This is a genomic window from Gottschalkiaceae bacterium SANA (assembly GCA_036323355.1).
Classification (GTDB): Bacteria; Bacillota; Clostridia; order Tissierellales; family GPF-1; genus GPF-1.
Map to the genome: position 1 here is coordinate 729,971 of AP028876.1, position 20,238 is coordinate 750,208.

At 41.3% G+C, this 20,238-nt stretch carries 18 protein-coding genes; 14 read left to right on the forward strand and 4 right to left on the reverse strand.

The window, feature by feature from the left end; genetic code table 11:
• The 11 genes from AC25CA_RS03600 to AC25CA_RS03650 all read left to right on the forward strand — a co-directional run bounded on the left by AC25CA_RS03600 (position 1) and on the right by AC25CA_RS03650 (position 12,526).
• Positions 1-888: a glycine betaine ABC transporter substrate-binding protein gene (locus AC25CA_RS03600; RefSeq protein ID WP_486815676.1), complete on the forward strand. Its 888-nt coding sequence runs from the start codon at positions 1-3 to the stop codon at positions 886-888.
• A complete protein-coding gene (locus tag AC25CA_RS03605; protein ID WP_486815677.1) occupies positions 888-1,838 on the forward strand; it encodes an ABC transporter ATP-binding protein in 951 nt (316 codons plus the stop codon). The genes AC25CA_RS03600 and AC25CA_RS03605 overlap by 1 nt, the downstream gene beginning before the upstream one ends.
• 310 nt (positions 1,839-2,148) lie before the next feature.
• A complete protein-coding gene (locus AC25CA_RS03610) occupies positions 2,149-3,174 on the forward strand; it encodes a LacI family DNA-binding transcriptional regulator (RefSeq protein WP_486815678.1) in 1,026 nt (341 codons plus the stop codon).
• Between the two features lie 116 nt (positions 3,175-3,290).
• Positions 3,291-4,262 carry a substrate-binding domain-containing protein gene (locus AC25CA_RS03615; protein ID WP_486815679.1) on the forward strand — a complete coding sequence of 324 codons (972 nt, stop codon included), beginning with the start codon at positions 3,291-3,293 and terminating at the stop codon, positions 4,260-4,262.
• A 61-nt stretch (positions 4,263-4,323) separates the two neighbouring features.
• Entirely contained in the window at positions 4,324-5,835 is a 1,512-nt protein-coding gene (locus AC25CA_RS03620; RefSeq protein WP_486815680.1) for a sugar ABC transporter ATP-binding protein, read from the forward strand.
• 4 nt (positions 5,836-5,839) lie between these two features.
• Positions 5,840-6,832 carry an ABC transporter permease gene (locus AC25CA_RS03625; protein ID WP_486815681.1) on the forward strand — a complete coding sequence of 331 codons (993 nt, stop codon included), beginning with the start codon at positions 5,840-5,842 and terminating at the stop codon, positions 6,830-6,832.
• Positions 6,833-6,979: 147 nt separating this feature from the next.
• A complete protein-coding gene (locus AC25CA_RS03630; RefSeq protein WP_486815682.1) occupies positions 6,980-8,152 on the forward strand; it encodes an iron-containing alcohol dehydrogenase in 1,173 nt (390 codons plus the stop codon).
• Between the two features lie 39 nt (positions 8,153-8,191).
• The gene (locus AC25CA_RS03635; protein WP_486815683.1) at positions 8,192-9,361 is read left to right on the forward strand and encodes an iron-containing alcohol dehydrogenase; all 1,170 of its coding nucleotides are present in this window, start codon (positions 8,192-8,194) and stop codon (positions 9,359-9,361) included.
• Positions 9,362-9,390: 29 nt separating this feature from the next.
• Positions 9,391-10,917, forward strand: coding sequence for a xylulokinase (locus tag AC25CA_RS03640; protein ID WP_486815684.1), 1,527 nt, complete (start codon positions 9,391-9,393; stop codon positions 10,915-10,917).
• Between the two features lie 381 nt (positions 10,918-11,298).
• Positions 11,299-11,748 carry a YaiI/YqxD family protein gene (locus AC25CA_RS03645; RefSeq protein WP_486815685.1) on the forward strand — a complete coding sequence of 150 codons (450 nt, stop codon included), beginning with the start codon at positions 11,299-11,301 and terminating at the stop codon, positions 11,746-11,748.
• Positions 11,741-12,526: an HAD family hydrolase gene (locus AC25CA_RS03650; RefSeq protein WP_486815686.1), complete on the forward strand. Its 786-nt coding sequence runs from the start codon at positions 11,741-11,743 to the stop codon at positions 12,524-12,526. Before AC25CA_RS03645 ends, AC25CA_RS03650 begins: the two co-directional genes overlap by 8 nt.
• A 143-nt stretch (positions 12,527-12,669) precedes the next feature.
• Here the strand turns inward: AC25CA_RS03650 and AC25CA_RS03655 are convergent, their stop codons facing one another.
• The 4 genes from AC25CA_RS03655 to AC25CA_RS03670 form a co-directional block, all read right to left on the reverse strand.
• Positions 12,670-14,001 carry a diguanylate cyclase domain-containing protein gene (locus tag AC25CA_RS03655; protein WP_486815687.1) on the reverse strand — a complete coding sequence of 444 codons (1,332 nt, stop codon included), beginning with the start codon at positions 13,999-14,001 and terminating at the stop codon, positions 12,670-12,672.
• A 115-nt stretch (positions 14,002-14,116) separates the two neighbouring features.
• Positions 14,117-14,932, reverse strand: a complete 816-nt coding sequence (locus AC25CA_RS03660; protein ID WP_486815688.1) for a TrmB family transcriptional regulator — start codon at positions 14,930-14,932, stop codon at positions 14,117-14,119.
• On the reverse strand, positions 14,929-15,237 hold the full coding sequence (locus AC25CA_RS03665; protein ID WP_486815689.1) for an AzlD domain-containing protein: 309 nt from the start codon (positions 15,235-15,237) through the stop codon (positions 14,929-14,931). Before AC25CA_RS03665 ends, AC25CA_RS03660 begins: the two co-directional genes overlap by 4 nt.
• Positions 15,227-15,928 (reverse strand): AzlC family ABC transporter permease, encoded by a 702-nt coding sequence (locus AC25CA_RS03670; RefSeq protein ID WP_486815690.1) that lies wholly within the window; start codon positions 15,926-15,928, stop codon positions 15,227-15,229. The genes AC25CA_RS03665 and AC25CA_RS03670 overlap by 11 nt, the downstream gene beginning before the upstream one ends.
• Positions 15,929-16,181: 253 nt before the next feature.
• Here AC25CA_RS03670 and AC25CA_RS03675 point away from each other — a divergent pair, with 253 nt between their 5' ends.
• The 3 genes from AC25CA_RS03675 (at position 16,182) to nhaC (ending at position 20,177) form a co-directional block, all read left to right on the forward strand.
• A complete protein-coding gene (locus AC25CA_RS03675) occupies positions 16,182-17,342 on the forward strand; it encodes a PucR family transcriptional regulator (RefSeq protein ID WP_486815691.1) in 1,161 nt (386 codons plus the stop codon).
• A 175-nt stretch (positions 17,343-17,517) separates the two neighbouring features.
• Entirely contained in the window at positions 17,518-18,612 is a 1,095-nt protein-coding gene (locus AC25CA_RS03680; RefSeq protein WP_486815692.1) for an NAD/NADP octopine/nopaline dehydrogenase family protein, read from the forward strand.
• A 116-nt stretch (positions 18,613-18,728) separates the two neighbouring features.
• Positions 18,729-20,177 (forward strand): Na+/H+ antiporter NhaC, encoded by a 1,449-nt coding sequence (gene nhaC, locus AC25CA_RS03685; protein ID WP_486815693.1) that lies wholly within the window; start codon positions 18,729-18,731, stop codon positions 20,175-20,177.
• Positions 20,178-20,238 lie beyond the last annotated feature (61 nt).

Genomic DNA, 20,238 nt, shown 5'->3' on the forward strand with positions numbered 1-20,238 from the left:
ATGAAACGATTAAGTTTATTGGGATTGATTATGCTACTATTGCTTGTTGTTTTGGCAGGATGTCAAACGGAGGAAAAGAAGGTTGTCATTGCCTCAAAGCCCCATAGCGAGCAATATATCTTGGCAGAGATGTTAACTCAGTTGATTGAAACCCATACAGATATTACGGTGGAACAGAAACTGGGAATCGGTGGAGGAACAGCAAATATTCAACCAGCCATGCTGGCGGGCGAGATTGATATTTATCCGGAATATTCCGGAACGGGATGGCTCTTTGTATTAAAACAAGAATTGATCAATGATCCAGATGCGTTATACGAGTCTGTTATGTCCATGTATCAAAGCGAGTTTAATATTGTTTGGTTGGATCGCTATGGATTTAACAATACTTATGCCTTGGCAGTAGCGGGCTCCATTGCTGACGAGTTTCAGTTGGAAACGTATTCGGATTTGGTTGACAAGTCACCCATGCTGACCTTTGGTGCAGAGTATGACTTTTATGAGCGGGAAGATGGATATCCAGGCTTGGAAGCGATTTATGGATTTGATTTTATGGAGAAGAAAGAATTGGATATTGGCCTGAAGTATGAAGCTATTGGTTCAGGAGAGATCGATGTTGTGAATGCCTTTTCAACGGACGGTCTTCTGAAAGAGTATGGTCTGAAGGTTTTGAAGGATGATCAGAATTTCTTTCCGTCTTATCAGGCGGCGACTCTGATTCGACAGGAAACTTTAGATCAATATCCAGAATTGAAAGACGTGTTGAATAAGCTGGCAAATCAGATCAGCGATGATGAGATGATCGAAATGAACTATCAAGTGGAAAAAGAAAATCTGGATCCAAAAGATGTAGCACGCAAATTCTTGGAGGATAAAGGACTGATTTAATGGACATCATACAATTTGACGCAGTGGGGCATGCCTATCAAGCTGGTGTACCCGTGGTGAGAGATCTGAACTTGAAAATTGAAAAGGGTGAATTTGTCACCTTGATTGGGCCGTCAGGATGTGGGAAAACCACCATTCTAAAAATGGTCAATGCCTTGATACAACCGACAGAGGGGGAAATATATGTGCATGGGAAAGCTCTTTCAGAGTGGGACCCTATTGCACTACGCCGAAAGGTTGGCTATGTAATTCAACAAATCGGCTTGTTTCCACATTTAACCATTGCCGAAAATATCACCTATGTATTGGACTTAGAGAAAGTATCAAAGCCGGAACAGCGGAAACGGGCGGAAGAATTAATTGATTTGATCGGACTCGACCCAAGTTATTTGGATCGTTATCCACGAGAACTTAGCGGGGGGCAAAAGCAGCGGGTTGGGGTAGCGCGGGCCTTGGCTGCGGATCCAGAGATTATTTTAATGGATGAGCCTTTTGGCGCTGTCGATGAAATTTCAAGACGTGGCTTGCAAGAAGAGGTTGTTGCATTGCACCGAAAATTGAAAAAAACCATTCTCTTTGTCACCCATGATATTGAAGAGGCATTTCGAATGGGCACTTGGATCATTTTATTTAAAGATGGACAGATTGAACAGCAGGGAAGAAGAGAAGAATTGATTTTTCAGCCAGCTAATTCTTTCGTTGAATCCTTTTTTGGATTGAAGAATTTTGTCTCTTATTTAACCTTAACATCGGTGTCAGAATTGATGGATACGAAAGCACCTCGACTGACAGATCATGCAGTATTTGCTTCACAATCCGCCATGGATGCAATCAAATTGATGTTTTTTAATCGGGTGGATTGTGTCAGTGTGAAAAATGGGAAGAATGAGCTGGTGGGGAACTTTCGACTGGCTCACGCAAAGCAACAAATGGAGCATCCCAGCAAATAGTTGGGGTGTTTTTTTGCAAAAAAATGAGAACCTTCTCACAAAAGACTTGCATTATTAATTAAGAGCGTTTATACTAATATCGAGTTGAAAATGTTTTCATCCCCGAAAACAGACGAAAACTTAGAGGTGAACCATGAGCAATGACTGAATTATTCTAATTCCCTATGTTTTATTCCCTTACCATCATGCAAGCATTCGTTTTTTTTGAGCTGAAGTGAGAACGTTCTCACGTCTTTTTTTAGAGAATTGGTGAGAACGTTCTCAAAATGGTGTATAATAAGCTTATGAAAAAAATGATGGAGGAATGACAATGTCAACCATATTGGATGTAGAAAGGGAATCAGGTGTATCAAAATCAACAATCTCTAGATACTTAAACGGAAAGAATGTAACCGAGAGCAATCGAATTAAGATCATTGCAGCAATCGACAAACTGGGGTATCAACTAAATCCCATTGCCAGCAGTTTGAAAACCAATCGAACCAATACCATTGGGATTCTATTGCCGGATGTGACGGACACATTCTTCCCTCCGATTATTAAGAGTTTGGAAGAGGTCCTCACACAAAAGGGATACAGTGTAATTCTTTGTAATTATCAACAAGATGTAAAGCTAGAAAAGCAAAGGACCCATTTTTTGGCAGGGAAACGGGTTGATGGGATTATCGTGGCCTCTTCATCAAAAACGGGTGAGCATATTCAAACCCTATTAAATGATAAGATTCCAGTCCTTCTTCTTGACAGGCAGATCCCAAATTTAGAATGCGATGCAGTAATTGTAGATAATGAGGAAGCAACCTATAGAGCGATAAAGGTCGCTATTCAAAAGGGTCATAAAAAAATTGCCTTTCTTTATGGACCTGAAAATGAATTTACAGCTGTAGAACGCTATAAAGGATATGTGCGGGCCATGAATGAGGCGGGTCTTGAAATTCCAGCTGAGTATGTTGTTCAGGGTGACTTTGTGCGCTATAGTTGCAAGAACAAATTTATTGATCTGATGAGAATGGCCAATCCACCTACAATCGTTATGGCGGGTAATATTTATATCGCGATCGGGGTATTGGAAGGGATCGTGGAATCGGGCATGAAGATTCCAGAAGATGTGTCTGTGATTTCATTTGATGATTATACACAAGTGCCGGTTTTAAAATTTATGAATTTCATTTTGCCAAAATTCACCTGTATAAAGCAGCCGATCGAAGCCTTGGGGCGTCGAGCTGCAGAATTGATTCTTCATCGAATTGAAGGAGAATGGGAAGATGATTTTGTACCAGAAGTGGTGCAATTGCGCACCAGTTTTGAATTAACTGATTCGGTTGCAGATTTACGGTAACAAGTTTTTGCAATTGAATCTAGGGATCGATGTAGACGGCAATTGCCGTTTAATAATACGGTGCATGCCGTAAAAAAACGGCAATTGCCGTTAAATAATAAGGGGGAGGAATTTCAATGAAAAACAAGAAACGATTTTTAGCTTTATTATTGGTAGCAGTACTAGGTTTAATTGCATTTACTGGTTGCAGCAGCACAGGTGCTGCAGATCCGGTGGCAGCAGCGGAGGATGATGTGGTAGAAATTGCCTTGATCATCAAGGCAACAGATTCACCTTTCTGGCAAAAGGTAGCGGACGGTGGGCGCGATTATGCAGCAGAGCATGAAGGCGTCAATGTAACCATTTACGGGGCACCTTCGGAAAGCGATTTCGAAAAGGCGTTGACAATCTTAGACGACGTGATTAACAGTCAACCAGATGGAATCGTAATTGGTACAGACGGTGCTGAAGGCGCAGTACCAGCGATTGAGCGAGCAACTGAAATGGGAATCCCTGTGATCACAATTGATACAGAAGTACCAAGTGATCAGGTTGTTACACATCTGGCAACAGACAATGTAGCGGGTGGTGCCATGGCAGCTGATGCAATGGTCGAGTATTTGAATGCGGCTGGTATTGCTTTGAAAGGCAAAGTGGGTATTGTGGCTGGTGTTGCTGGTGTTGATACAATTATCAAACGGGACAACGGTTTCATTGACCGCATGGCAGAAATTGCACCGGAAATTGAAATTCTTGAACCACGATACATTGAAGGCGACCCTGCAAAGGGAATGATTGCAACGGAAGACTTTATTACTACATATGACGATTTGATTGGCGTTTATGGCGATTGCTGCTTCTCTGGAACAGGCCTAGCAAGTGCCATGGAGCAATCAGGTCTTCAAGACGAGATTATTGCCATTGCTTTTGACGATGATCCGTCAGAAGTTGAAGCTTTACAAAATGGTGTGATCAAAGCTTTGATTATTCAAGATCAGCACAACATGGGTTATGCCGGTTGTGAATCGATTATGAAAGTTAAAGCGGGTGAAGAGTTGCCGAAGTTCATTGACACAGGTGTTCAAGTAACTAGTAAAGAAGATCTGTAGAAAAAAACGGCAAGCCTGAACCTAGGCTTGCCGATACTTTTACCTGAGTGAGGAGAGAAATATGCGAAACTGGACACATGAAGTAGTACGAATGACAGATATCCATAAATCATTTGGATCGGTTCACGCATTAAAGGGTGTGAAACTTCAAGTGCATGCGGGAGAAGTACATGCCTTGGTGGGAGAGAATGGCGCTGGGAAATCTACATTAATAAAAACATTGATGGGAGTTCATCAAAAAGATCAAGGCCAAATTCATATCGAGGGAAAAGAAGTAACGGTTCAAAATCCAATCCACGCAGGCCAGTTGGGTTTGGGATGCGTGTATCAAGATGTTACGATTGCTAGGCACTTGACCGTTGGAGAAAATTTCTTTTTGGGTAAACTGCCAATGAAAAAGGGCATGGTTGACTGGGATACGGTACATCAGAAAACAAAAGAAACCCTGGATAGTTTGCATATACAGGTGAATCCGCGAGAAGTGGTGAAAAACTTATCTGTAGCGCAACAAGAGATGGTTGTTATTGCAAAAACTGTTCATCAAGATTGCAAGGTTGTTGTCTTTGACGAACCAACGGCTTTATTGGCCAATGAAGAGGTTGAAGAACTATTTAAGATTATTGAAACCTTAAAAGGCAAGGGAATTGCAGTCATCTACATATCTCATCGTTTGGAAGAGATCTTTCAAATCTGCGATACCATTACCGTATTTAAAGATGGTGCATGGGTGAATACCGTGGAGACAGATCAAACGGATGAAGATCAATTGATCGCCATGATGGTTGGACGAACCATTGAGGATATGTATTCCATTGAGCATTATGAGCCGGGAGATGAGGTGCTAAAGGTAAAAGGCCTTACTCGAAAGGGCAGCTTTGAAAATATTGATTTGAGTCTTCGAAAGAGCGAAGTTTTGGGGATGTTTGGGCTTGTAGGATCCGGGCGAACTGAAATTATGCGTGCCGTTTTTGGTGCGGATTCTTATGAAGAGGGCGTTATTGAATTATTTGGTCAAGAGGTAAAAATTAAATCACCGCAGGATGCCATAAAATTAGGAATCGGACTTTTGCCGGAAGATCGAAAAGAGCAGGGCTTGTCTCTGGCGACATCGGTAAAAGAGAATATTAACTTGGCAGCATACGATCGCGTTATGAGTAAAGGCGTTATTAATTTACGCAAGGAAGCTAAGATTGCTGAGAAATATGTCAAAGATTTATTGATAAAAACACCGACAATCGATCAAAAAGTAAAAAATTTAAGCGGTGGAAATCAGCAAAAAGTAGTCATAGGAAAGTGGTTGAATCGCGATAGTCGAATTTTTATTTTCGATGAACCAACAGTTGGTATAGATGTTGGGGCTAAACGTGAAATCTTCCGTTTATTTGAGAAAATCTTGGCGGCGGGAAATTCCATCGTATTGATCTCTTCATATTTACCCGAGGCAATGGGTATATCGGATCGATTAATTGTGATCCATGAGGGCCAAAAGATGGATACCTTAGTTCGGAGTGAATTTGATGAGGAGCTAATTTTACGATTGGCGTCAGGAATAAAAGATTCGGTGGAGGAATAAGAACATGATGGAAACAACAATGAAGAAGGAAAATAAACAAACAGGAATTTTGGATAAAATTAATGCTTTTCGGAAACGATACAGTGAAAGCACTTTGGGTGCGATTTTAATAGTATTTATCATTATTATGTCATTTGCATCAGATCGCTTTTTGACCTTAGGCAATATTTCAAATTTACTTCGTTCCACATCGATTGTCGGTGTTGCTGCAGTCGGAATGACCTTTGTTATTATCTCAGCTGGAATTGATTTATCCGTTGGTTCTGTATTGGGTCTTAGCGGTATTATTGCAGCTCTTTTGATGACGAGTGGCGTGCCAATAATTCTTTCTGTGATTGGTGCAATGATCTGTGGTACAGTCGTCGGTGTCATTCAAGGTTGGGTCATTCACAAAGGAAGCGTGCCGCCATTTATTGCAACCTTGGCAGGAATGATGATTATTCGAGGCGGTGTGATGCTGATTACCGGTGCCAATATGGTTTCTGGTTTGCCAAAATCTTTCCGATCTTTTGCAACAGCTGAATTCTTGGGTTTGCCAGCAGTCTTTTTTATCTGGGTGGTCGTTCTAGGATTGGGTGCATTTATTGCAAAGTATACAAAATTTGGTCGCAACATCTATGCCATCGGCAGCAACGAAGAAGCAGCGCGACTTAGTGGAATTAATATTAAAAAGAATATTGTAGCTGTTTATGGATTTTGTGCCTTTACAGCCTCCATTGCAGGTGTTTTATTCTTGGTTCGATTAGGAAATGGCATACCATCAGCGGGACAAGGCTATGAAATGGATGCGGTAGCAGCGGCAGTTGTTGGTGGTGCTAGTTTAATGGGTGCGGAAGGTAGTATTTTAGGTACGTTTTTGGGTGCGATTATTATCGCTATGATTCGAAATGGTGGAAATCTATTGGGGATCAATCCATTTATTTTAAATATTATTGTAGGTTCTTTGATTGTAATAGCCGTTCTATTGGACCAACAAGGTAAGAAACAAGGAAAATAACCCCGGGTATTCGCAAGGAATGTCAAGTCGATCCAGGGTATGCTAGGTTTATGGCATGCCAAGATCGAGCCAAGAGTAGATAAGGTCAGGTATTGTCTTTGGCAATGCCAAGCAGAGAAAATATGAGATTAAAAAGGAGAAAATATTATGTACGGATTTGAATTTTCACTACCCACACAAATTAAATTTGGCGAAGGTGCTGTATCCTCAGTTGGGGAAAAAGCAGCACAGTTTGGAAAAAAAGCATTATTGATTACTTATGAGGAAGACTTTTTTACTAAAGTTGATTTCCTTGAAAAAGTAGAGAAGAGCTGTAAAGAAGCAGGCGTAGAGTTGATTAAGTACTTTGGCGTTAAAAGTAACCCAACTGTTGAGCATGCTCAGGGAGCCATTGAAATTGCCAAAAAGGAAAAACCGGATGTATTGATCGCTCTTGGTGGCGGATCTGCCATGGATGAAGCAAAATACGTCAGCATGGCGGCGCCATATGATGGAGATGCCTGGGATTTTGTTGAAGGCAAAGCAACACCTGAGTCTGTATTGCCTCTTGTAGTGGTGGTTACCGTACCGGCAACCAGTTCTGAATTGAACTATACAACGGTTATGAACTACGAAAAAATTCAAAGAAAAGATGGCTATGCCAATCCAATCCTTCTTCCAAAAGTAGCCATTCTTGATCCTGAATTGACATATACCTTGCCTATGCGCCAAACAGCGTATTCAGCAGCGGATATTGTATCGCACTTGATGGAAGCTTACTTTGGCCATGAACTTTCATGGGCACCATTCCAAGACCGATATTCACAAGCTTCCATTCGCACCATTATGGATTGCATGGATCGATTGTTGGTCAACCCACAAGACAAAGAAGCGAGAGCTCAGATGATGTGGACAGCATCATTTGCTTGGAATGGATTCTATCCATTGGGCTTGGGACCAGCTGATGCGACTATTCACGTATTGGGTCACTCCTTAAGCAACTTCTATGACACACCTCATGGTGCGGCTATGTCTGTAACGATCCCGGCAACTATGCGATACTTTATGGATAGCAAAACAGCAAAATTCGCAGGCTATGCCCGCGAGGTATTTAAACTGGATGAAGCCGATGACAAAAAAGCAGCGGAAGCGGGACTGAAACTGACCTTGGACTGGTTTGACAAGATTGGCTCGCCAAAAACATTGGCAGAAGCGGGGATTGATGATCCAAAAGCCATTGCAAAAATGGCGCCAGATGCCTTGCAAACGGCACAAGCATGGGGTCTTGGTGATTTATATACACTTGAAAAAATTGAAGACATGTTTGCCCTTTGCAAATAAGTTTGAATTGGTTATAAACACCCAGTGAGGAGACAGAAGATGAAAACATTTGAGTTTCAAATTCCAACTCGGGTGATCTTTGGGGCAGGAAGTTTGAATCAATTAGGGGAAGCGGCAACTAAAATTGGAACAAAAACCCTAGTGATTTCGGACGTTGTGATGCGAAAGATGGGTTATTTGGATCGAGTATGCGATCAATTGCGAGGAGTCGGAATTGACGTGGTTGTTGATGACCACGTCATGCCGAATCCGGTTGCCAATTATGTTGACGATATGGTTCGTCTGTTCTTGGATGAGAAATGTGATGCTGTAGTAGGCCTTGGTGGCGGCAGTGCCATGGATACAGCAAAAGCAGTCGGTTTGGTTGCAAGAAACGGTGGAAAAATGGTTGATTATATGCCGGGTGGAAGACGAGAAACTTTGGAGAATGTCGTTCCTGCTTTTCCGATTATTGCTATAACGACAACGGCAGGAACGGGTGCTGAAGTAACAAAGTTCGCTGTAATCACAAATCTAGAAACGCGAGAAAAGCCTGGGGTTGGACATGAGAGTTTATATCCAAAACTGGCGATTGTAGATCCGGAATTAACATTAACTCTTTCAAAGCGGATTACAGAGACAACGGGAGTCGACGTGTTATTTCATGGCATGGAAGCCTACTTGTCAAAACCAGCGACACCATTTACTGATCTGCTGGCGATTGAAGCGATGGAAATTGTGATGAAACACTTGGAAACGGTGATTGTTGATCCACAAAATTTACATGCTCGGACGCGTATTTCATATGCTAATACCCTGGCGGGAGTTGCCATTGTACAAGCGACCACCATTGCTATTCATGGGCTAGGGCATGCCGTTGGCGGGGCGACGAATGCTGCTCATGGATTGACTATGGCAGCCATTGGTCCTGCATTTCTAGATTTTTCCTTTGATGCAAATATCAAAAAATATGCCAAAGTCACTCAACTATTAAAATATGAAGTGGATGGACTTTCAGAGGAGGAGCAAGCGGCACGAGCCGGCGATGCTCTTCGGCATGTACTGAAGAAATTTGATTCGCTTGTAAGCTTAATGGACTTGGGGGTAACGGAAGAGTTGCTTCCAGAACTTGTAGATAGTGCTTACAGGACCATGCAAGGATGTATCGATGCAAGCCTTAAAGAAGTAAGCCGAGAGGATGCGATGCAAATTTATCGGGCTTCTTTGTAAGAAAGGAATGCTGAATAAAGGAGGCTGTGATGGAAAAATATGTAGCGGGAATTGATGTTGGCACCACCGGTGTCAAGGTTATGATTCTTGATTTGAAAGGCAATATTGCGGGAAAAGCTTATCAAGAATATCCAGTAGAGATCCCCCACGACGGATGGGTGGAACAGGATTTTGAACTAGTTGCGGAAAAAACCTTTGAGGTCAGCCGAGCAGCAGTGGCTCATTCCAAGGTGGATCCAAAGGATATTAAAGGGATTGGCATTGGGGGCCAGCGTGCCACTGTTGGCTTTTTAGATGAAGCAGGAATGCCAATCGGAAACTTTATGACATGGCAGGACAATCGTGCCATTACGGAGATGGACTATATCAAATCCGTGATGGATCCGGTGAAATTGTATCAGATTGAAGGTCAGCCCATCACACCAACCTTTTCTTTTGAGAAATTGATTTGGGTGAAAAGAAACAAGCCGGAAATGTATAAACAAATTAAGAAAATAGTCTTTGCACCAGATTATATTCTGCATAAATTTGGTGCCGATGAAATGGTGTCGGAAGTGACAAATGCCGGCTGTAGCGGCATGATGAATTTGGAAGAAAGATGTTGGTCTAAAGAAATTTTTGACACTTATGGATTGGATCAAGAGCTTGTATGTCCTTTGGTGAACCCTGGTGACATTGTAGGATATGTAACAGCGGCAACGGCAAAACTTTGCGGATTTGCTGAAGGTACGCCTCTTGTGGCCAATTCAGGGGACAATCAATTGGCGACCTTGGGTGTTGGTGTCACAACACCGGGGGATGCGTGTTTGACCTTAGGCACATCGGGAGTTTTGATTGCGGCAACCGAGAAACCGGTGTATGCGGAGGATTGTGCAACCATGGTTAACATGGCTGCAAGCAAAGATCTATATCAGTTTGAAGGTATTCAATTAGGTGCGGCCTCCAGTTATAAATGGGTGCGAGATACCATCGCAGACTTGGAAAAGAAACAGGCAGAAGAGATTCAAGGGGATGCCTTCGAGTTGATGAACAAGCATGTGGAAAAATCAGCTGTTGGAGCAGGTGGCGTCATTTTTATGCCATATCTCTATGGCAATGGCTATCCCTATTGGAATCCTCATGCTAAAAGTATTTTTGCAGGCTTAAAATCAAGTACCACAAAAAGCGATATGATCCGTGCTGTGATGGAAGGGATCTCCTTGGAAAGCAAGGATATGTATCAACATATGCAGGAAGCTGGGATTGCAATTAATTCTCTTGTCTTGACAGGTGGCGCTTCAAAGTCAGATATTTGGGCGCAAATTATTGCAGATATGCTTAATTTGCCGGTAAAACGATTGAAGGTGTCGGATGCAACGATTTTAGGTTCCGCAATTTTGACAGGCGTGGGTGTTGGCTTATTTGAAGACAATGCGTCGGCTGTTAAGGAAATGGTTCATGTGGCAGATGAGACAAGACCAATTGCAGGAAATGTAGCAATCTATGAGAAACGATATAGTACCTATCGAAACCTGTATCACGCCTTGGCGGACCAGGGTATATTTGAACAATTATAAGCGGTTATTTGGTATTGTTTTACAATACCTTTAAATAGTCATATAAGACTATTCTCCTATCGGAACCAGCGCAAATTTTGCGCTGGTTTTTTTTATTTTTTGCTGGTGGATTTAGTCTCTTTTAACCATGAAGAGAATTGGATTTGTAGGAGGAAAGAAGACCATACAATCATCGTTCAAGCTCTTATAAGTTTGCATAAAAAGGATAATAAACATGTTTTTCCAAAATGTGAAAGAATTCTGAGATTTTTGTTCGAAAGAACATAAAGAGTAGCTAAAAACCTTGAAAACATAGGCTTTTTGTAATAAATGGAATATTCGAATTTCGCTTTTTTTCTTCAAAAAGAATGGTATAATGATGGATATAACAAGGAGGCCGATATGCGGATTTGGATAGACGGTGACGCGTGTCCCGTTAAAAATATCATTATTGATTTGGCAAAAAAAGCAGAGTTGCCCGTTACAATTGTGAAAAATCATTCTCATCGAATTGAAATTCCGGGGGTGGAAGTTGTCACAGTAGACGGAAGCAGTGATTCGGCAGACTATTACATTACCAACCATATTCAACCGAAAGAGTTAGTCGTTACCCAAGATTATGGACTCGCAGCCATGGTGCTTGCGCGCAAGGGGGAAGCCATGACCATTATGGGAGCAATCTTGAATGACTATAACATCGATATGCATTTGAGTCGGCGGCATGTGAATCGAGAGAATCGAATGAAACACCAGAAATATACCAAGTTTAAAAAGCGAACAGGGAAAGATGATACAATTTTTCAAGAAGCGTTTGTTCAGTTTTTGAGAGAGAGGGGATATCGATATGATTAAATTAGTTGCTTCTGATGTGGATGGAACACTTGTGGATGGACAGGGAAAACTTCATCCGGAGACCTTTGATGTTATTCAAAAAATGCATAAGCAAGATGTGCGTTTTGTGGTTGCAAGTGGGCGACAATATCAAAGTTTGCGAAATAAGTTTGCGCCCATCGCAGATGAAATTGCCTATATTGCTGAAAATGGAGCCGTTGTGGTATTGGATGGGGAAGAAATTCATAAAAGCGTAATTGAACCCAAGCTGATTCCAGAATTTATTCAGGATGTTCGAAGGATAGAAAACACGCATTTGGTTCTATGCAGCAAGGATTGTGCCTATATTGAAACGGATAATCTAGCGGTTTTGAAAGAAATGCAAATTTATTATGCAAACCTAGAAATTGTAGAGGATCTTACGGATGTTGAGGCGGAAGTTATTAAGCTTTCCGTTATGCACATGGAGGATTCTGAGCTTACCTATGCAGGATTAGAACCAAAATGGAAGCAACATTTGACCCTTGTCATTACAACTCCTCTTTGGGTGGATGTATACAATCAGTCTACAAGCAAGGGCTTTGCCCTAAAAAAACTTCAAGAGCATTATGGAGCGAATTTCGATAGCACCATGGTATTTGGCGATTATTTCAATGATGTTTCCATGATGAAGGAAGCCAAGTACAGTTATGCCATGGCCAATGCGCCAGCGGGTGTAAAGGATGAGGCGACTTATGAAGCGGCGTCCAATGAAGAATACGGTGTACTTCAGGTAATCTACGATCGAATTTTGGGCTAGGGAAAATAAATAGCAAAGGATCAGGGAAGTTCATTTCCTTGATCCTTTTTTTACGGGTTATTTTCTCGATTTGAGTGTCAGGTGCAACTCACATCAAAGACAGTCATCTTTTCATATCGAAGAAGAAATCATGCTTTTTAAAATTATAGGTGCGCAGGTGTACGATTTTGATCTTTATCAGCATACATGCGTTGATCGCTTAACTTGATTACATCTTCTAAGTCTGATGCCTCTTCAGGAAATGAAGCGATTCCAATACTTGGAACAACTTCGAAAGTGTGAGTGTCGTTTTTGTGAATGAAGATAAGTTGCTTTCTGAGGGTTTCAATATCTGGCACAGAGTTTTCGGAAATAAGAAACAGTAAGAATTCATCTCCTCCAAGGCGATAAATTTGTTTTTTTGGATAAGGGAGTTCAACTAGTTTTTTTGCAAATCGTTTTAAGACTTGATCCCCCGAATCATGACCGAATTGATCGTTAATCTGTTTGAAGTAATTGATGTCAAACATAATTCCAATGAGAGATTCTGCTTTCTTTGTGACTTTATATTGCTTGAGATCCGCACCCAGTGCATGGCGATTTTTCAATTGCGTTAAGGCATCGGTGTTGGCTTGTTGTTTGATTTTCGAACGGGTAGAGAGTAACAAAAACATAAGTGTGCCGATGACTAGACTAAAAATACTAGACAAGATTCGAAGTGCGAAAAAGAAAGGCTTTGACTCGTCCCATCCGTCGATGGGTTCGGTTGCAATTCGCCAGGTGCTGTCGAGTAGATTGATGTTAAGTTCGAGACCCTCTCGGGCCAAAATTCCCTCATCTCCATAAATCGATGATGTTGGATAGTCTGCTATATTATAAACAACAATATTTAGTTGCGCATTTTCGGCTAAAGACTCAATATAGTGCATATATTTAATCGCATCTAAAACGATGCTGATCTGGCCCCAATAGGTTCCGTTTTTATTAATGGGCATACGGACGATAAAACCAGTTCCTCCTTGCAGTAGATCAACAGGACCAATAAATATTTTTTCATTTTGATTTTTTACACGAAGAATATCGTCTTTTTGCAGTTCTACTTGTGCAAAATCGGTACCGATAATGGAATCATTTCCTTGCCGTGGATAATTCCAGATCATGGTGGTGTTTTCTAGAATGCCAATGTTTCGAATCAGTGTGTCTTTCTCTTGAAGAAGGCGATCTAAGTAAGAAGAGGAATCAATCTCAGAGAGATCTGGCGTTACTTCAATATAAGCCAAATATCCTTCTAACAGATGAATGCTTTCTTTGATTGTCAGTTCGGCTTCTGTTTGAAATCGCAAAAATTGTTCCATGACTTTGAGCCGCTCTTGTTGTGTGTTTTGAATTTCAAGGGTTCGAATGGCATAAAAAGAAAAAAACAAAACTAAAATGCCAGAAACTATGCCGATTACGAGAGAGGGGATCAGTGCGTTTTTAGATTCGATTTTTCTCATAGAAATTCCTTTCGAATGAATTGAATTAAGTATATCATAGTATGAATTACTTGATAAAGCTGAGATTAGAATCCCATGAATCATTCAATTTTTCATGGAAAAACCAGTGTTATTTCTACTCTTCATCCTTGTATTCGAAATATTCTTTGCGGGAAGAATCGCTAAAAGTTTCAAAATTGTTTTTAGCTTGTCCACGCAGGGTTTCGGCGTATTGATTGATCATAATGTCATGCGAGATATAGTCCTCGCTCATTTCTACAAAACCCGGGTCTTTGATCCAAGTGACCCGGCTGTCAGCGCCCCGGGAAATTACACCAGAGATGACCTGTTGGCCGTCTAGGATCACCGAAAGATGACGCTCTTTTTTTTCAAGCAGGTAGCGATCGATTCTTCGATGAGCAGTCATGGTTGAAAAGGGAAGAGTCGTACCGAAATAAATTCCACGAATTTGAATGCCGCGCGCTTTGGCTTCCTTCAGGGGCTCCATCAATTCCATTATCTCCTCGTCCCAGATGGAAAGGGCGATTCGAGACTGCGCTTCGCTGATTAAAAGCTTGAGAAGCTTGATGATCTTTTGACGATCCTTGATAACAATCATCCGTTGATCATCACGGTTTCGATTCAATTGACTGCTAGCCATTTGATCGACCCGTCCGATAATTTCATTCAAATCTTCCCGTAGTTTTCGAATCAGTAACTTGGGTTCAAGGGGATAATAGATGAGGGCATCGCCATCCTCTTGTTTGAAAACAACCTGTTTTTCTTCTAAGGAATTCAGAACTTCGTAAATTCTGGATCGTGGAATGCCGGACTTTTTACTGAGACCATAACCGTTGACGGGGTATTGTTGCAATAAACTCATATAAGCCTTGACTTCATAGGCGCTGAAACCCAGTTTTTTCATATCATTGATAATTGATTCATTTATCATAAGACTCCTCCCACTTGAATCAATACGGCGACACCGACAGCTCCTATAATCGGGCCGATAATGCCTTTATGAAACCATGCGATCAGAGCTGCGACAAGCAAACAAAGGCTGGAGGCCCATGGATGCCCAGAAAGACCGGAAAGCCCACCGGGTAGAATCAAGGCACCCAGTACAGCAAAAGGAATAAAGGAAAGAAAGTCTTGCACCCAGTCTGGTATTTTTTTTGTGTCAAAGAGAAAGAAGGGAAGGATTCTGGGTACCATGGTAACGACCATGCTGCCAAAGAGTATTAGTTTATGATTCATAAGATTTACCCTCCTTTTTCAAGGGAAAGTTGCGTTTGAACAAGGTTCCCATAGCAGCAACGGACAGTACAGTGAGAATGAAGCTTCCACTCTGTTCAAGATTGGTGAATCGGATGAATAAAGAATTGAGTCCACCGGCAATTAAGGCAACCAACAAGGCGCTTTTTGCCTGTTTTCCTGCTGGGATCAAAAGGGCGACGAAGAGAGCGTAAAGTGCAATGCCCATGCTGTCAGTAATGATGGCGGGAATGAACATTCCAAAAAGGTATCCAGCAGCGGTTCCACCCACCCAAGCGGCATAGGCGCTTAGCTCCAAGGAAATTAGGTAGCCGGGATCATCAATCTCTTTTTTTAAACTAACAACGGAGTAGGATTCATCCGTTAAAAAGAAGCCGATAATGGAATAATATTTGCGATTTGTTTTTGTTAACCGCGCCCGCACGGAAGCGCTCATAATAAAATGTCGAAAATTCATAAAAAATACAGCAAGAATAATGCTGAGTGCACTGATTCCAGCTCCGATCATGCTGGCAACCATAAATTGGGCAGCACCAGCGTAGAGAAAGATCGAGAACATGATGCCGTCAGTCATGGTAATGCCTACGGACTTCGCTAAGATCCCGTAGGCCATAGCAATGGGAAAGTAGCCGGCCATTATGGGTAGAGCATCTTTGAATCCGGTTTTCTTCATTGAAATTCCTCCAAATTAATATCTAAATTAATAGTGGTTACTAATACAACTACTATTAGTGATTATTGTAGCAATCTCTAGATTTTCTGTCAATGCATCTGTGTTTTGAAGAGCGTTTATCCGATAGAATAATAAGTTATTAGCAGAGTGATTTCTAATGTTATAATAAAAATAAAGGGTGTACGATGAGCAAAGAATAATTATTTGAAAAGAAAGTTTGCAAGGGCGAATTATGTGGTGGAGGGATTGGATTATGACAGTTAAGTTATATGATATATTTGATATTGCCAAAGAACATGGTATCTCTTTGATTGCAGGTAAGAAAGGCTTGCAGAATGATGTGCGCTGGTTTCGAGTTATGGAAAATACAGATATTATTGAGTATATGGAGAAAGAGATGTTATTGTTTACGACGGGCGCTGCCATTACAGATGAAAAGGAGTTAATTAAGCTCGTTAAAATGCAACATCAGAAAAAGTCTAGTGGAACGGTCTTGCATGTTGGAATGAATATTAAGCAAGTTCCTGACGAGTTAATTTCGTATTGCAACCATCATGATTATCCGTTATTCAGTATTCCTTGGGAAAATAACCTTCCATTGATTATGAAAGATTTAAGCATGTTTTTTTTGGATTATGAACGCATGGATCGGGCATTGGAGCAAGCTTTAATGAACGTAATCTCTGTACCGGATCGTGAAGAGGATTATCTGCCGGTATTTATAAAACATGGTTTTTTGGAAGATGCTACATATTGCACGGTTTTAGTGGAATTTTGCGGTTTGTGTTCTCAAGTTGAAGGTAAAAGAATTGAGCAAATTAAGAAGAGAATTAAGATGGTTTTGATTGCTATGGGGACAAACTCGTTCGTAACGGAGGGGGATCATAGTTTTATCATTTTATTTTCAAAATATTCTATGGATATAATCAATCAGATTGCTTCTAGAATTGAGAAAGTGTTGGCTTCGATAGAATGTGATTATTTGATTGGAATCGGTAATAATGTGGGTGGGCTTACAAAAATATCGGAGAGTTATCTACAGGCAAGATGGTGTGTGAAGGTCAGTAGTCAAAAGGATATTACAAATTGTATTGTCAATTTCGAAGATATAGGCATTTATAAATTGTTGTCGCTAATTGGTGATCAGGAGCGGTTGAAAGAGTTTTACACGGAGACAATTGGTGCGTTAGAAGATTATGATCGGCTGAAAGATACAAGGTTTAAAGAAGTCTTGAAACTATATATCAGTAATAATAGAAGTGAGAAAAAGGTTGCGGAGTTAATGTACTTGCACCGCAACACCATTAATTATCAGTTGGCAAAGATAGAAAAAATAATAGACTGCGATTTATCGCAGGTAGATGTATTTGTAAAGATTTACCTGGCATTTTGCATTGAGAATATTATCATGTAATCAGAAAAGGCAGAGCGAAAGGCTCTGTCTTTTTCAATATTAGGCATCGAATTGAAGAATTTGTGCTACAGCACAAAGATTTATGGAAAGCGTTCCATAGAAATTGAAATGATCGCTTGATATACTTTTCTTAACAAAGATTTTAAAAAATAAGCATTTGTTAAGGAGGATTATAATGAAAGTAAAAAAAGTTGCAGTATTAGGTGGAGGAAACGGTGGCGTAACAGCTGCTGCGGATTTGAAGACAAAGGGATTGGAAACATCATTGTATGAATTGCCAGCTTTTTTCTCGAATTTGAGTTTGATCAAAGAAAAAGGCGGCGTTCTTTTGCAAGACGATCAAGGCGAATCATTTGTTGAAATCGCTACGGTTACAGACAACATTGAAGAGGCGATTAAAGACGCGCAAGTGGTTATGCTGGTTGTTCCGGGATTTGCCATTGAAGCTTTTACAGAAGTATTGGCTCCTGTTGTTAGCGAGGATCAAGTGATTTTCTTAAACGGGGCGGCTGCCATGGGATCTGTACGCTTTGTAAACAAAGCCAAGGAAATGGGAATTGACAAATCCTTCAAAATTTGTGAAGCAAACTCATTGACGTATGGTACCAGAGCGTTTTATGATGAAGCCAGAGTAGAGTTAACATTGCGTGTGCACAAGCTATTTGTAGCGGCATATCCGCAAGAAAATACAGAAGAAGCACTTCAAGCCTGTTCGCAATTGTATGATGGATTGGTTGCTGCCAAGAACGTTTGGCAAGTTACATTAGAAAACGGAAACCCAGTTGTTCATCCGGGACCATGCTTGTTGAATGCAGGTAGAATCGATTATTCAAGAGGCGATTTCTGGCTATATAAAGAAGGCATTACCGAGCATACCACCCGCGTTCTTAGAGGTATTGAAAGTGAGCAAATGGCAATCGGGAAAGCGTTTGGCTTTACGATCGAGGATGCTGTTCAAAGTCGGGCAAGACGAGGCTATTTTGTTAATGAAGATGACGACCTTCAAGAGTTGTTCAATACAAGCCCAGTTTTCACACAAATTAAGGGACCAACAAGCTGTACGGCAAGATATTTCACAGAAGATATTTCTACAGGCCTGGTATTGTGGTCTGATCTTGGTCAAGCGGCGGAAGTAAAAACACCGAATATCGATTCGGTGATCACTCTGGGCGGTACCATGCTGCAACGAGATTTCCGCGAAGGCGGTTTGACCTTGAAAAGTTTGGGATTTGAAGGTGCATCATTGAACGAATTAATTAGCAGAGTATAAGGACATAAAGGATAGGACATCGAGGAAATTGGCTGAACAGCCAATTTTCTTGATATCTGGGTCCAATTAGGAATATATGGGAATCAAATGAAAAGAGGCGATGGAAGGAGTATTGTATGAAGAAAAAACCGTCATTTGGACTGGCTTTATCATGTATAGTGGTTATGTTTGCAACGATTGGCATTGGAAAAGGAGTTTTTAATATCGGCATACAGCCGCTTCTGATTATAAGCGCTGTATACGCAGCGATCATAGGTATTCGATTGGGTTATACATACGCTGAGATGGAAGCGGGCATATCTGAAAAGTTAAAGCAGACGATGCCAACGCTTTTTATTATTCTTTCTGTAGGCATTGTTGTGGGAACCTGGGTGTATTCTGGCACGGTGCCCATGATGATCTACTATGGATTGAAACTGATTAACCCATCATGGTTCTTGGTAACGGCATTTATCATTGTGGCAATCGTTTCCACAGCCACGGGAACAGCATGGGGCTCTACTGCAACAGCGGGCGTTGCGCTGATTGGCGTAGCGGAACAGATGGGAATCCCATTGGGCATGGCGGCGGGTGCAATTATTGCAGGCGGCGTATTTGGCGACAAGATGTCTCCTTTGTCCGATACAACCAATTTAGCACCCTTGGTGAGCGGTGCAGAACTATTTGAGCATATTAGACATATGTTTTATACAACGCTGCCGGCGGCGACGATCGGCCTTGTGGTGTATTTTATAGCAGGTATGCAATTTAGCGGAGTAGAAGTGGGACAAAGCGAAAGTATTCGACTCTTAATGGCGAATCTGGATGCCTTGTACAATTGGAATATCTTTCTCCTGTTGCCGATTGTTATTATTCTTGTTGGGTCGATGATGAAAAAACCGACGGTTCCATTGATGCTCTTGTCTTCGGCTGTAGCGATTGTTTTGGGTGCAGTAGTCCATGGCTTTAATTTCAGTGACGGCATGGTGGCTGTTGTATCTGGCTTTAATGTGAATATGGCAGCAGTAAAAGGCGTGGATCCAGATACAATTATTGCTCCGGTCATGAAGCTGGCCAATCGTGGCGGCATTCGGTCCATGATGAATATTGTGGTAACCATTTTCTGCGGCTATTCTTTTGCCGGAATTATAGAGAAGATCGGATGTTTGGAAGCACTTATGAGTCCTTTGAACGGAAAGATCAAAAAAGAATGGCAGCTGATTGGAATCACGATACTTGCAAGTCTTGTTATGGTCTTTACCGCAGGTGTTGCGTCTGTAGCCTTTATTATGATTGGAACCTTGTTGAAGGATACCTATAAGGAGATGGGGTTGGAAGCGAAAAATCTTTCAAGAACCTTGGAAGATTCAGGGACCATGTGGCTTCCATTTGTGCCTTGGGGTGCATCAGCGATCTTCTATGTGGAAGTTTTGGGCGTTCAGGTCGGTCAGTATGGCATTTGGGCAATTTCGTGTTATTTGGGAATCTTTATGTCCATGTTCTGTGCATTTACCGGATTCGGCATAGCAAGGATTCAGCCGGCTGCTATTTCTTCATTGAAAAAAGAGGAAAAATCGGTTAGTTAAGCAGAATGGAAGGGAAAAAATAGACTATACAAAAAAGAAGTTGTGGTTTATACTGCAGGCA